The sequence below is a fragment of the Butyricimonas sp. DFI.6.44 genome (assembly GCF_022132345.1).
GTDB lineage: Bacteria > Bacteroidota > Bacteroidia > Bacteroidales > Marinifilaceae > Butyricimonas > Butyricimonas muris.
In genome coordinates this window covers 62,316-77,753 of sequence record NZ_JAKNJD010000004.1, presented here as the reverse complement: position 1 = coordinate 77,753, position 15,438 = coordinate 62,316, and the positions used below count along the sequence as shown (strand labels likewise).

Below are 15,438 nucleotides of genomic sequence, written 5' to 3'. Positions count from 1 at the left end.
CGAAAAAGAATCTCCCTCCGCAAATCAGAATCAAATTATTTGGTCTGTAAGGGATAACTTGATAATTTTGTACGCGAATCAGTTTACTAAAGTTTATGTCTCAAAATATGCAATTAACTCATCCCATTTTTAAAATCTTATCCGGAATAGCAGCAGAAAAAGGTTTAGAGATATACGTGATCGGGGGATATGTCCGCGACTTGATTTTAAAACGCCCTTCCAAAGACATTGACATTGTAGTTTTAGGTAGCGGGATAGAATTGGCAGAAACCGCGGCAAAACAATTGGGCAATCTGACTGTTTCCGTGTTCAAAAACTTCGGGACAGCCATGTTTCGATACAAAGGAATGGAAATCGAATTTGTCGGGGCACGTAAGGAATCCTATCAAAGGAACTCCCGTAAACCGATCGTGGAAGAAGGAACCATTGACGATGATCAAAAACGCAGAGACTTCACGATAAACGCTTTGGCGATCTCTTTAAATCAAGATACCTACGGGCAACTGGTCGATCCGTTTGGAGGAATACAAGACTTGGAAGACGGGATATTACGAACCCCGCTCGACCCCGTGATTACCTTTTCGGATGATCCGTTACGCATGATGCGAGCCGTTCGTTTCGCCTCGCAATTGAATTTCACGATTGAAGCGATCACTTTCGAGGGCATTATCGCCAACAAAGAGCGTCTGAAAATCGTGTCGAAAGAACGTATCATTGATGAATTCAATAAAATCATGCTATCCCCCCGTCCTTCCGTGGGGCTGAAATTACTGGAACAATCCGGGCTACTGGAGGTATTCTTCCCGGAACTCACCGCACTCAAGGGAGTAGAGTCCATGGACGGTATCGGGCATAAAGACAACTTCTATCACACGTTGACCGTGCTGGATTCCGTTAGCCGAGTATCAGACAATCTATGGCTTCGCTGGGCAGCCTTGCTTCACGACATAGGCAAACCCGTTACCAAAAAATTCGTGCAGGGACAAGGCTGGACATTTCACGGGCATAACCACGTCGGCGAACGCATGGTCGGCAAATTATTCAACCGCCTCAAACTGCCCCAGAACGAAAAAATGAAATACGTGCAAAAACTCGTATTCCTGCACATGCGTCCAATTGTCCTTTCGGAAGAAATCGTAACCGACTCGGCTGTCCGCCGTCTTTTATTTGACGCCGGGGACGACATCGACGATTTAATGACCCTTGCCGAAGCGGATATAACTTCCAAGAACGAAGAGAAAGTGCGTCGCTTCATGCACAATTTCCGGATCGTTCGTCAAAAATTAAAAGAAGTCGAGGAAAAAGACGCCATCCGGAACTTCCAACCCCCGGTAAGCGGCGAGGAAATCATGGAAATCTTCAATTTACCCCCGTGCAAAGCCATCGGAGATATTAAAAATGCCATCAAAGAAGCTATCCTCGACGGCATCATAAGTAACGATCCCGCAGAAGCCCGAGAATACATGTTCAAGGTAGCTGCCGAATTGGGAATACAAAAAAAATAAGTCTATAAAGTCCATAAGGTCTGTAAGGTCTATAAAGTCGTTGATCCCGCAGGCGCTTTGCTCACGGCAGCTTGAGCTGCCGATAAACATTGTTCGAAGAACACCGTACCCTTATGGACTTTACGGACCTTATGGACTTTACGGACTATAAAATAAACGGGAGTCCCCGTTTATTTTAAGAAGTAAGCTATTTGTTTGGCAGGAGTTCCCTCGTAAACTTTTACCTCAGTTCTCGGCACATCGTTGTAAGGAACAAATTCCATCACCTGCAATAAAGCGTATTGTTCATCTTCGCTACAAAATACTTCCAAACTCAAATTGGATTGATCAGAACGACTCAATGACTGAAGATTATCAAATTTATTCTGTTCAATGATATCATACAACTGTGAAGATTGATTGGCAGCCACGTACACTTTGTGCTTTTTCATGGCTTTTCCCGTCGGTTTGTACACGTACTTTTCTTTTTTAATGATAAATGCCATAATTCCCCAACCCACAACAGCCAACCCGAGCATAATAATGATAGAAGAAAGCGTATCGCTTTGTGCCGTGTTGATATGATTTGCCCCCACCCAAAGAATAGCGGCTCCCACGATCAACAAGCCCAAGGGTTTCACGGGTGATTTTTTCTTTTTCTCTACTTTACCTTCATCTACTTTCAAGATTACGTCATCTATATAGTCAAATTTTGTTTCCATAATTATGATTTCTATGTATAATTTATAATGTTTAAATTTCAGCACACCAAAACACACTTCACCCGTTCACGAACGAGCAAAGTTTTCCCACGAAATAAACCTAAATCATACAATGATTTCACGCAAAGCAAAGACGTAGTATCCCCCGTCCTGTCTTAACGCGAAAAAGTCGAGATAATCATTTTCGACATACCTGAAGTAAGGTGTAAATACCCTTTTATACTCCTCGAACTGAATCGAGAAACTATTTCTTTGTAAATGACGGCAGGGAGGCTGTATGTTAGACACTTCATGCACCACGTTCACCGGTAGCGCATTCCCGTTCATCGCCGTCAACATTGCCAAGCGTTCGAAAGCCTCCTTTTCATTGGAAACAAGCCTCTCTTGGCTCACTACCTTTTCCATGTAGCGAGTGGCATCTACCCGTTGTCCCAGATAGACTACCGCCAAAATAAGCAGCACACAATATTTCATGAAAACTTTCATACCACTTTTCTACGATAAATTCAGAACAAAGATACAAAATCATTCGAGGAAATACACCACATCACATGATTTTTCAAAAGTTGTTATATAAACTTTAGGAAAATTTCCCGTTACGCATGGGTTAAAAACAGGGAAAAATAAAGCATGGCAATTCATTCACGTTCTCAACCATAATCAACCAACATTCGACATCTCCGGTGTTAAACGGGTGGTCGTCAAGTGTTGTACTGGAGTTGTAGCCCGTTCTCTTCCTATTCTTACCCTCTCTTCTTCCCGTTCTCCCCGATACCCCCACTCGTTTCCCCAAGGTTCCTATCAACCAAAATAAAACACGGCATAGCCGAACGCAAGTTTATTATTCGAGCTCGGGAGAACCAATCTCCCAACAATATGCAATTCCACACAACTACCATTGTAAAATTCCATTTTAAAGAAATCGAGACTTTGTAAGCCTCCCATTTAACCAGTCCGGGAGGTTGTTTACTATCTCCATTTCAGATTGTTTTTGTGTCATAATAATTAGATATTATGTCCCAAGAAACATTCCTCCTGACAGATTTAATTTATGCATTTTCATGAGAAAGCCGGAGAAATTTCTCTCTTCACACAAAAAAAGAATTCCCCGGCAGTAAAACTCCCAAGCCATTTATACAAATTGTATATCAAGAATTCAAGCCATACAACTTTCTTGCACAAGTGTTCACTTACTCGATAAATCTAATCACAAGGACAAACCCTAATGTCTACTATATTTATATCAGAGAAATAAGCTTTCATCCAAGCATTAATATCTTCCATGGTTAAAGAAGCGACCAACTTAGTTGTCATTCCCGGTGTATCAAGATTATCCCCAAACTGGATGTATTGTTCCAAACAATTCATCCAGTAATCATTATCTTTAACCGAAATATTCATCTGTTTCTGTAAGGCACTTACCACTTTCACGAAATCGCTTTTCCGCACACCGTTTTCCAACAGATTTTGAATCTCTTTTAACGCCAAATCATGTAAAATATCCAAGCGAGTTGGGTCACATTGAAATTGTACATTGACGTTCACTTCCTCCCGAGGCACACGCAACACGTGATTTTGCACGGAAACATCGTAAGTTCCCCCCATTTTTTCGCGAATCACCTCAAATAAACGCATCTTTAATATCTCGCAATATATCAAAGAGCAGAATGCGGACTTATGCTCAAACGCCATTTCTTTATTATACGAGAGAATCACCGTTCCTCTAGCTTGAGTCATCGGGGCTTGTAACCGATAAGAAAATTTCCCTTTCGGTCGGGTAGATTCATGAATCACGAATTTCTCTTTTTTACCCGAAGATGGAATAGAAGCGATATACTTTTCCACTAATTTCTCCAGTTCTTTTTTCTGGATGTTTCCGACAAAATAAAAGACAAAATCGCCAGCATCACCGAAACGTTCTTTAATGATTCGTTTGAAAACCTCAAAATCCATATCCTCAACGTAAGACTCGTTCATAGGACGAACCCGAGGAGAATGCCCGTTTAAAATAGCCGTAATCGTATCTTGCAATTGCTTATTCACGTTAGCTTGTTGTTGACGCACTTGAACCATCGTGTTAGAAACCATCATATTAAATACATTCTGATCAAAACGAGGTTTCACGAACACGAGGTGCATAAGTTGAAACAATGTTTCAATATCTTTCACGTCTGCACCACCATCCAAATCCTCTGACAACTCCTCTACGCTTAGAGACAGGGCAGCATTACGCCCCATCATGTAACGAGAAATCGCTTCAAAATCATAATCACCCAAACCGTGACGAGTATACAACGGAATCAATGCAGCGGAGGGAAGTTCTTTCGGAGAATATAATGATAATCCCCCATCACTAGAAGCCTTTACGTTCACGAGTGTTTTCGATTTATCACAATATTTATACACGACCGTAGCCCCATTGGACAGCATCCACTTCTCTGCTTTCAACTCCTCGATTCTTTCTTCTTTCACGATTTTACCCGGAATCACTTTCCGGGTAAAGATTGTTTTAGGAGTTTCTTGCTGACGTGTCAGATTATCTTGACCTAACACGGTCTTACCGAGTATATCACAAATTTGCCGTTCTGTCGGGAAATTTTCTTTCATTCGAGTAGGTCCTCCCACGGCAATTCCCAGATTGGGAGAATTCACCCATTTAGTAACCAATAAATTAATATCTTGCAATTTAATTTCCTTGATTGCCCGAGAAAAAAATTTGTAATAAGTATCCCGACTCACCATCGGCATCCCGTACAAGAAATTTTCCTTACACTGACGCACATAACCTTCATTTGAAGACTTACTCCCTTGCCCGTAAGCCATAGACATGGAAAGCATTAATTCCGCTTTTACCCGCGCAAACTCATCTTGAGTAAACCCATTAACTCTTACATTTTCATGAATTAAATAAGCCTGTTGAACTGCCTCCAATTCTTTGCCAGGACGAGGTACGATGATCAAAGAATAAGTCGAATAACCAGGTATAAATTCACCGTAAGCAATCTGAACATGCAATAAAGCATCTCGTTCATTCTTCAACTGTTTTATACGTTCCGAGATCAAATTATTATACAAACGAGTCATAAAATCATTTTTATACCACTCGTAATCAACGTCTTTTCCTGTCACATTTTTATGACGAAAAGCGATAGAAATCACTATATTTTCCTGCTCCGGATCCATTGCCGCAACATAACGAGGGGTAACTTGATCCGGAATCGTGTCATACACGGGCCGTGGAGCATCTTCCAATACCGGCAAATTCTCAAATCGCTTGATGATTCGATGCTCCATGTCTTTCACGTCAATATCACCAGCCACGATAATTGCCTGTAGATCCGGACGATGCCAACGTTCATAAAAGTCGCGTAAACGTTGAGGGGCAAAACCTTTAATAACATCTACATCACCAATAACATTATGACGAGCGTATTTTGCCCCATTAAACATCACATCCATCACTTGTTCCCCGATACGGGCATCGGAAGTTCTATCCGTTCGCCATTCTTCCACGATCACTCCCCTCTCTGCTTCAATATCCTCATCGCGTAAGAGCAGACCATCACTCCACTCGGAAATGACCATCAAACACGTGTCAATCACGTTTGAATTCGTTACTGGAGCATCCGTAATATTATAGACCGTTTCCCCGTAAGAGGTATAAGCATTCAAATTTTTTCCATACACTATTCCTTGACGTTCCATTGTAGAAATCAAAGAATTACCAGGAAATAATTTGGAGCCATTAAAAGCCATGTGTTCCAAAAAATGGGCTAAACCGTTCTGGTCATCATCTTCCATTAATGCCCCTATTCGCGTCACCAAATAAAAACTGGCATGCTTCGCGGGTTTATCATTTTTCACGATGTAATACGTCATTCCATTCTTTAATATCCCCTTGCGTATAGTCTTATCCTCGGGAAGGGTTCCTTTTTTTTGAGCGTACGTCCCCACGCTTCCCGCCAATAGCAGGAAAAATATAATCCACGTTTTCATACAAACACAAAAATCTATTTAACTACAATTGTGAAAATATTATCAAAATTCGCTTCATAACCGGGACCTTTAAAATTTAGAGATACTTTATAACGTCCTATCGGAATATCATGGTGGCAAGGGATAGTAAACATGCCGTTATTACGAACAGTCAAATACTTCATCATTTTATCCACATCCCCCGTGTCGGTTGTCACTCTCGTGATTGTCACGTAAATGGGATTCGTTCCTTCCACTCCTTGAATGGCCGTACTTACCCAAGGTATATCCAAACGTTCTCGATCGTAATCTTCACCTTTTACCAGTATCGTTTCATAAATACCATTTTCATTCAAGAACTCTTTCCACTCCTCCAAGGAAGGATACATTTCATAACCATACTCGTAATACTCGTTCACGTAACTTTCCCAAATAGGATTGGGACCCGGCACAGAAGCCGTATCCAAATTAACTTTAACAACCATACTATCAGGCAAGTACCCGGCATCTTCAACAAAAAGATACCCTTCCGGCACATCATGACAAGCTACGAATAAACTAATAATCACGAAATTATACAACAATATCTTCATCATCATTTTCATAGTCTAAAATCTAATTTGTAATTATAATTCAAAGAATGTACAACCCCGTTCAATGGTTGAATATTAGGAGAGGCTAAAGGTATTTGCAAATTCGTTTGTAACGACCAAGCGCTCATGGCAACAGGACCGGCATCAGGTACTCCCGCATAATCCGATTTATCTAACCAAAAGCGTACGGTATTACCATTCAACATAGTGATATCTGTACAACCGTCTTGCAATGGAGAATTTCCCGTGTACTCCAAGTTACGAAAAGCAATATCCTGTTGCAATATTTTTCCTTTCGCCACGTGTTGTAACACCATCATTCTACAGAGTTTAGATGATATTTGTTGAACACTATCATAGCCATGATCATACAAGTAACGCTCTACCGACATACCCGGGATACCTAAAAAAGTAATTTCAGGTAATGAATCTACCTTCCCCTCGAAAAGATCCACCAAGCCGGCTTGCTCGATTAACTCCACCGTGTATCCCCACTCGTAATCATTGCCCCGCAAATAATCCATGATTGAACAATCGTGATAAGGACTGCATATTCCCGTATCGTACACGGTTTGCTTCGTGCATGCTACAGAAATCAATAATATACTGAAAATTATAACTATTCTTCCCATATATTTCTCTCTTAATTAATAATATCAATTCGCATATTTTTGCCAATAAGTGTTCTGCCGCATCCGAGGATTAGAATGAAAAGCAAAGGTATTGATAGCCCAAAATAAACAACCATCAATATAATCCTGATCGGAAGCCGCACGATAACCTCTTCCCATCATGCCACGTACGTAATTGTTACGCACGATATCCAAGTAACGATATCCTTCAAAAATCAACTCTTTCTCCCGTTCCTTGAATACAGTCATTCGCAAATCACCTCCATTCTCGGAAGCCTCATAAAGAGGAGCGTTTGCCCGTTTCCTAATTTCATTCACATCTGCAATAGCCAATTCAGTTTTATTCAAACGTGCCCTACATTCAGCTCTTAGTAAATAAATATCTGCCAATCTCCACCAAACTCGATTCTGGTCAATATGCCAAAATTCCCCGATCTGAGAACCACTTGTCATCACGGCCACCTTGCGATACTTGTAAGGATATGCAAATCCACCGGTAATACCCAATAAAGTATCGTGCGACATAGAATCCAACTTATAAAAGTATGCTTCCCGACGCAAATCACTCTCCGCATACATCTTTTTCACAGTATTCGCATAAATTCGCACGTTAACATCTTTCACTTCTTCTTCTCCCCAATCCATCATCGGCCAAGTCTGGAATAGCAAGGCCTGATCCTGTAAAGGATGCCATCCGTAGAGATCAAATTCCTCCCAAAATCCAATATACTGACTCTCGTACAAACTTTCCTTACTCCCGCCAAGTAATACACTGCCACATACCTCCTCCGGAGAAGATACCAACTGGTAAATACCCGTGGCAGGCCCACTCTCAGAACCTATAATTGCCGTACATGCCGCCTCGGCCTTTTCCCACAACTCGTTTTCATCGTAATTTCGCTCAGAGGACTGGACAAACCACTTACAACCTGCTTTCCAAGCTGCCAATTGAGCTAATACCGTATTGGCAGCACCTTTACAAGGTGCAGATTTATACTTTACCGCATCTCCATTTGAGGCCGTCACTTTATCAAAATCAGGCAATAACGCCACAGCTTTCTCGGCCAACTCAATTGCATGGTCCGCAACCTGCGTCCAATAGGATTTTGCCAATGATTCCATGGGGACATCTTCTTCCACTAACACACAATCACCCCAATATTGTATCAATTCAAGGTATGCAAAAGCTTTATAGAAATAAGCTGCACCCCGATAATAATCACGACGCTCTTGTTGCATAGAAATCTGATCCACGTAATGTAAAACCACGTTCGCTCCCGCTATCACTTCATAATGATCGTCCCAAGAATTTTTGGGAGCAGTCGTATATTCAAAATTACGAGCAACACTTGCCTCCGTCGTATCACACATGATTCCACGTACAATCATTCCCCATTGCCCACATCCTAAACTTTGCCGAATCTTATATTGCACACTATTTAACGTACTTTCCAAAGCCAACTCCGAGTCCAAACCATTCTCAAATGTCAAGGAATTTTCAGGATCCAGTTCCAACATATCACCACAAGCCACGCATGAAAGTGATATACACAATATCTCGATTATTTTACGAATCATATTTGTTTAAAATTTTACAGTTAAACCCAATGTAAATTTACGTGCCAATGGATAATTACGTCCGCCATCATAACCGGTACGAATATCCACCGTTTCCGGGTCAAGTCCGGAATAATTCGAGAATGTCAATAAATTCTCACCACTTGCAAAAAAACGTACTTGTTTCAATCCCACTTTTGCCATCCACGCTCTTGGAAGACTATAACCAATCGTTAATGTCTTCAATTTTAACCAATTTACTTTCTCAACATCTCGATCAACTACTGTCGCTTGTGCTGCAAATGGATAATCAGCATTATCTCCCGGCTGATTCCAAAACGTAATTTTTCGAGCATCATACAAAAGTACTCCTTCATTCTGCTGCAACGAGAAAATAGGCATTGCATTAATCATATGACGCCCCATTTGATAAGCCATCGACAAATTAATATCAAAATCTTTCCACTTAAATTCACTCACCAATCCTCCTGAAAAGATAGGCAAAGCACTACCTACATATATCACGTCCTTCCCGTCAATAGTACCATCTCCATTCAAATCTACATATTTGTAATCACCCGGTTTATAATAAGAAGTAGGATTTTGATTCAAATAAGCTTTGTATCCATCCGCTCTCCAATAAGCTGGTATATCATCTTGATAATCGATGAATCCCTCCGTTTTCAATACTTTTATATCATTAATACTCCGTCCAATAACTCCTATCAAATCCCTCCCATCCGAAGTTTCTCTAAGTTTATTCCAATTTCGAGCTCCATTCACGCTAATTTTCCAATATAAATCCGGAGTCCGGAAAATCTCGTACTTTACTAACAATTCTAAGCCTTCATTAGAAAGAGCCGCAGCATTCCGCCATTGTTTCACAAAGCCGGAAATAGCACCCGCTCCTGGTAATGCAACAGAAGCTAACATTTTGTTCGTGTAACGATAATAATAATCCACCACTATGCCAAAACGATTATCAAACATATCTAAATCCAACCCGAAATCATATTGGTCTGTTTGTTCCCATGAAAGATCATCATTATACAGTCCTTCTTTATAATTCGGTTGCAAACTGGAATTTCCTTCAGAAGGATTACCGACTTCCAAAAGCCCCTGCGCTAAATAACAATGATCGAAATCCATCCCGGAACGTCCCCAACTAGCCCAAATTTTACCAAACGACAACCAATGCGATTGAGAAGCAAAAAAACGTTCTTCGGAAAACGCCCAAGCCCCCGCCACGGAGGGGAAATACCCCCATTTATTGTTTTTTCCGAAAGTCGAACTTCCGTCAGCCCGCAAACTCAACGAGAACAAGTATTTTTGCAAGTAGTTATATTCTGCCCTGAAAAAATAAGAAAGCAATATTTTTTCCTGCATATCCGAAGTATAATCTTTAAACGCAAAATAACGCGTATAACCACCCACTACTTCTGATCCAAAAAGCGGGAGTGAAGTAGGTGCATAATGAATTTTATCACTCGGGGAGTTCTGAGCATATCCCATATTATTTTCTAATTGGTCATACTGATAAGAGAACCCCACCAATAAATTCATATTGTGTTTTTCGTTGAAACTCTTCTTGTAATTCAATGTATTCTCGTTCAATACCATGAGGTTTATTCCCGTCTCCCCCGTGCTCTTGGAATAACCACTAGAATTCAACGTGGAAGGTTGAAAATAATTTCGCCGATTAATCATGTAGTCCGCCGCACCAGAAGTCGAAAACAATAACCTCTCACAGATATCATACGTCAACCGGAAATTAGCACGCAAACGAACAGAACGATTCTTATCATCCGACCCGTTCAATTTTTCCAATACCTCATTCCAAACAGCAGTTCCTTCTCCCGGTTTTAAAGAACTTAATTCATATGGATCTCCCGGAACAACCTCTATGTCATTTCTATTATGATCACCTCTTTTTCTATTAGCCAAAGTAGCATTCAACAACATATCCACGCTTAATTTTTTCACCGGTCGTACAGTCATTGACGAACTCAAATCTACTCGCGTATACCCCGTACCTCGTAAAACTCCTGTCTCGTCATAAAAACCAAGACCAATACTATAATTCATCCGCTCTGAACCTGCATAAGTTTGAATATTTGCATTCGTCACCTTTCCCGTACGATAATAAACTGGGAAAAAATTGGTAGAATTATTGTAGAAGTCATTCAAACTATCTTGAAGAATTCCCCCACCATTCATTCTATTTCCCGCGGGATCAGGAATCCAATAGTAATCCAATCTGCTAGTATATTTATGATCATACACCTCTTTATGCGTAGTCGGGTAAACATAAGACATCGTATTGGGATCCATATAAGCTTTCATTGATCTCCATTTCTGCCTATAACGACGAAGATCTCTTTCACCTCGTCCAATAGTAACGGGCGGTAATTCCGGAAGTACAGACCAAGTATAAGAAACATTAGCAGAGAATGTTGCATCCTGTCCCTTTTTCCCTTTCTTTGTCGTAACAATAATCACTCCATTAGCAGCTCGAGAACCGTAGATAGAGGCTGCTGAGGCATCTTTCAAAACTTGTACGGACTCAATCATATCCGGATTCAAGTCTGCCAACATATTCGTTCCGGTTACCGGAGAGGTGAAAGAATTCATCGGCACACCATCCACCACCCACAAGGGATTGGAAAAGCGTCGATAAAGATCTTGATCCAACGAGTTGTATCCCCGGATCACTATAGAAGTACCACCCGCTCCCGGGGAACCAGACATATTGGTAATATCCAAACCGGCCACTCTTCCTTGCAACAAATTAGCAATACTCGAAGAAGGAATACCCTCCAACTCTTTCGCTTTTACTACGGAGATTGAACCTGTAGCCTCCCGTTTCGTGGTAGTACCATACGCAACCACCACGGTTTCATCCAACGATTGTACATCTTCTTCCAAGGTTATATGCAACGTGTCTTTCGTCGTTTTTTCAGAGAATTCAATCACCTTCTTCTTGAATCCCACGAAAGAGAATTCCAACGAGCCACTCTGCATCGGCAAATCGATAGCAAACCATCCTTTTTCATTAGTAGCCGTGCCCACGGCAACACCAACTACTTTTACAGTCACTCCCGGTAGGGGTTGTTTTTGCATATCGTACACGAATCCCTTCACTCGAACCGATTTTTTCTTCTCTTTCAATTCTTGTGGTAGGAGCACGATAACCTCATCCTCTATCCGATAGATAAACCCCGTACCGACAAGAACTTTGTCCAAAATCTGTTGCACCGTGGCATCCTTCACATTCAAGGATTTCACCCGCAAACTTCTCACGTCATCCACGTTATAAATAAACGTGAACGCAGTGTTTTTTCTAATCGCTGAAAATACTTCCGTTAAAGAAACATCTTCCAGCGAAAGTGTCAATCTTGCCTCCTGCGAATAAGTCGTTGCCGACACAGACACGGATAACAAGAAAAAAAGCACAAAAAATTTCATAGTCAACAACTTTTTACGTAGTCTTATTTTCATAAGACCACTCGAGTTACACTTTTTTTTCATAACTTTGTTTCTGAATTTTACATTGAATTAATTTATTGAATGTATTCTGACAGGTAGCGTGGGGGCGTTACCTGTCTTTTTTTTCATTCACACACGTTTATAGTTCTATCTTTTATATCAAATTTCACTCGTTTTGTCTGTTCTATCCTCCTTAATATTTGCTCTATATTTTCGTAGCGTTTAACTTCCACGGAAAACTTCATGGACTTCACCCCCGGGTTCACGTAAAAAATATTCACGTTATACCAGCGAGCCATGACATCCAAAATCGTTTCCAAATCCGTATCCTCGAAATAAAAAATTCCCTCACGCCACAACGAATAATTCCTAGCCTCAACCTGTTTCACCTCGAACCCGAATTTCCCGTTTCGCCATATACCTTGCTGATTAGGTATCAAGGTCACGCTATCTGCTCCTCTTTGCAATTGTACTTTCCCCTCGACCAACGTCGTGACCACCTTTTCGCTGTACGCCGAAACATTGAAACTTGTACCCAGCACCCTAACATTCACACCATTTACCGCCACGACAAAGGGTTTCCCGGCATTCTTCGCCACCTCGAAATATCCCTCTCCCGTCATCTCCACTTTTCGCAGGTCCCCGGTAAAATGAACGGGATATTTTAAGGTTGACTCGGAATTTAACCAAACACGGGTTCCGTCCGCCAACTCCAAAGCAAACTCTCCACCACGGGGAACTCTCAACGTGTTATACCTCTCGCCCGCTAACGGTATCTCCACGGAATCACTCCCCGTGTACTTTACCATTTTGTCCGATGTTTGAATTTCAGTTCCTCCTGCCTCTTCTATGCGCAATCGTGTCGTATCGTTCAACTCGACCTTGCGCCCGTCAGCCAATTGCAATTGGGCCTTCACCACACCATGAGTAATGGCAACCATCGGCACGGGTACTTGCTCCCGTGATGTATCCCGGCTCATAAGCCAGAAAGCCGCTATTGCCAGCGGCAGTACTATCGCCGCCGCATATCTGCTCCACACGATACGCCGTTGTTTCCTTATCCGTTGTTTCGTGAGTTCCCAACGGGCATCCGTCATCCGGCGTCCCGCGGCTTGTTCTTCCCACACCTTATCGTTTGTTTCCAGCGATATTTTCAACCGCTCGTACTCCTCTTGATGTCGCCCGTCTTCCGCGAGCCAACGGGATAATTCCTCCCGTTCCCTCTCGTCCATCGTTCCCGTCAGTTCTTTCGCTATCAGCCGGGCAATCATCATTCGTCGTTCTAATAAATCCATATTTTATTGTTGTTTACCCAAGAGATTACTTCAAAACCAAAGTGGGTGGGTAAAACAGCAAAAAAAAATCAAAAAAAAGACGATTTTAACATTTAATCACCTAAAAGGAATATCAAAATAAGAAAATAATTCTTTGATAATAAATCTCTTAAAACCACGTAAGCCGATTTCTTCAAATCTTTCACCGTGTTCACGGAAATCTGTAACTCTTCGGCAACCTCCGTGTTATTCATACCTTGCAAGTTCAATTGAATAATCTCACGAGTCCGGGGTGGCAATTGCTCTATTGCCGCGTATAAAATCCGTATGGTTTCCTGACGTGTCGCTTCTTCCAGAAAATTATAATCATCCGCATCATCTTCATCCAACTGCGCGAAATAATGCTCCGCCGCACGCTGATGTTTACAATGATTCCAGTACAAATGCCTCGCCACCGTGTATAAAAAGGCCTTCCCGTACTCCACGGAAATAATCTCCTCCCGCCGCTCAAACACCCGCATGAATGCCTCCTGTGCCAAATCTGCCGCCAATTCATCGTCACCCGTGTAGCGTCGCATAAACGCCTGCACGGCTGGAAAATTCTCCCGAAAGAATTTCTCAAACTCTTTATCTGACTTAATAACAACACCCATGATGTTGCAAAAGTAATGATTTATTCAATTAATCCAATACTGAAATTCCATTTGGAAATACATCAATATCTCATCCAAAATTTTTTCACTTTTGTTTTGGTGATTTTATCACCCGCCGCAACGAACTCACCGGAATGGTCAACTTCACGTTCATTTGCAAATGATAAGGCGGTTGATTGGAAAAGTATATCGCACGGATACTCGATACCATCGACACCATATTTCCCCGGTCATCCATGATCGGACCGCCACTTGAACCTTTCGCGAAATCAGCGGTCATCTCCATCCTGCGGGAAAAAGGATCACCCGGGTTCAAGGCAATCGTCCGTGACACCCTGCCGTGCGTGTACGCGTACGGGTAGCCTTCCGGGTTACTCAACAAATGCACGTTCGCCCCCGCCGGAAGATCATCGCCCAAGGGCATCGGGGTAAGCACATCCCCCCGGGTATCAATTTTGAAGAAAGCCATATCCGCCGCCTTGTTAAAACTGAGAATTTCCGTGATAGGGTAAGCCCGACCGTCCTCTGTCGCCACGAATATCAGGCTATCCGCCGGGTTCAACTTCGCTGCCGGCTCGAGTAATTCCCAAAACACGTGAAAGTTAGTCACGCAAACACCGTCCGCTGTCAACACGACGGCTGTTGCCCACCCGTAAACCATATCCGGACGTGTCGTCACTCCTTGGTATTTATTTACCGTCAACACACTCGCCCGCCTTTCCTTGATTATATTCTCCGGTGTCATCACCCGTTTCCCCGCATGCCGGGGCTTGATATTCACCGGGGTACTCTCCTTCACCCCTTGCGCTTGTTGCCGCAACGCCCGCATTCCCTTGAATAAAGGCAACACCCCTTCCTTCTTCAACGAATCAAGCAAAGCGGCTTCCTGCCGGGTATAATCCCGGTAAACCACCTCTTGCGCCATGCCTCTCCCGTTCCCTACTAAAAAACAACACAACAAAATACACGATAACTTACTACAAAATTCCATAATCATCTTTTTAAATTTAATGTACACTCATATAACAATTCAGAAAGGCAAAAGAGGTATCCGCCGCAAAA

General features: G+C 42.1%; 11 protein-coding genes. 1 reads left to right on the top strand and 10 read right to left on the bottom strand.

Translation table 11 applies throughout. The features are described from left to right. Positions 1-107 precede the first annotated feature (107 nt). Positions 108-1,505 (top strand): CCA tRNA nucleotidyltransferase, encoded by a 1,398-nt coding sequence (locus tag L0M98_RS06975; protein WP_227215427.1) that lies wholly within the window; start codon positions 108-110, stop codon positions 1,503-1,505. 170 nt (positions 1,506-1,675) lie between these two features. Here the strand turns inward: L0M98_RS06975 and L0M98_RS06970 are convergent, their stop codons facing one another. The 10 genes from L0M98_RS06970 to L0M98_RS06925 form a co-directional block, all read right to left on the bottom strand. Then, positions 1,676-2,206: a hypothetical protein gene (locus L0M98_RS06970; protein WP_099290095.1), complete on the bottom strand. Its 531-nt coding sequence runs from the start codon at positions 2,204-2,206 to the stop codon at positions 1,676-1,678. A gap of 105 nt (positions 2,207-2,311) precedes the next feature. Beyond that, positions 2,312-2,680: a hypothetical protein gene (locus tag L0M98_RS06965; RefSeq protein WP_141560859.1), complete on the bottom strand. Its 369-nt coding sequence runs from the start codon at positions 2,678-2,680 to the stop codon at positions 2,312-2,314. Positions 2,681-3,409: 729 nt separating this feature from the next. Beyond that, positions 3,410-6,202, bottom strand: coding sequence for a M16 family metallopeptidase (locus L0M98_RS06960; RefSeq protein WP_227215429.1), 2,793 nt, complete (start codon positions 6,200-6,202; stop codon positions 3,410-3,412). Positions 6,203-6,216: 14 nt separating this feature from the next. Next, positions 6,217-6,786, bottom strand: a complete 570-nt coding sequence (locus L0M98_RS06955) for a hypothetical protein (protein ID WP_227215430.1) — start codon at positions 6,784-6,786, stop codon at positions 6,217-6,219. Continuing rightward, on the bottom strand, positions 6,783-7,406 hold the full coding sequence (locus L0M98_RS06950; protein WP_227215431.1) for a hypothetical protein: 624 nt from the start codon (positions 7,404-7,406) through the stop codon (positions 6,783-6,785). Before L0M98_RS06950 ends, L0M98_RS06955 begins: the two co-directional genes overlap by 4 nt. 24 nt (positions 7,407-7,430) lie before the next feature. Further along, positions 7,431-8,984 (bottom strand): RagB/SusD family nutrient uptake outer membrane protein, encoded by a 1,554-nt coding sequence (locus L0M98_RS06945; protein ID WP_227215432.1) that lies wholly within the window; start codon positions 8,982-8,984, stop codon positions 7,431-7,433. Positions 8,985-8,990: 6 nt separating this feature from the next. After that, positions 8,991-12,428 (bottom strand): SusC/RagA family TonB-linked outer membrane protein, encoded by a 3,438-nt coding sequence (locus tag L0M98_RS06940; protein WP_227215433.1) that lies wholly within the window; start codon positions 12,426-12,428, stop codon positions 8,991-8,993. A gap of 146 nt (positions 12,429-12,574) precedes the next feature. Then, positions 12,575-13,744: a FecR family protein gene (locus tag L0M98_RS06935; protein WP_227215434.1), complete on the bottom strand. Its 1,170-nt coding sequence runs from the start codon at positions 13,742-13,744 to the stop codon at positions 12,575-12,577. 92 nt (positions 13,745-13,836) lie between these two features. Beyond that, positions 13,837-14,376, bottom strand: coding sequence for an RNA polymerase sigma factor (locus L0M98_RS06930; RefSeq protein WP_186977930.1), 540 nt, complete (start codon positions 14,374-14,376; stop codon positions 13,837-13,839). Between the two features lie 85 nt (positions 14,377-14,461). Beyond that, positions 14,462-15,367: a S1 family peptidase gene (locus tag L0M98_RS06925; protein WP_227215435.1), complete on the bottom strand. Its 906-nt coding sequence runs from the start codon at positions 15,365-15,367 to the stop codon at positions 14,462-14,464. Between the last annotated feature and the right edge of the window lie 71 nt (positions 15,368-15,438).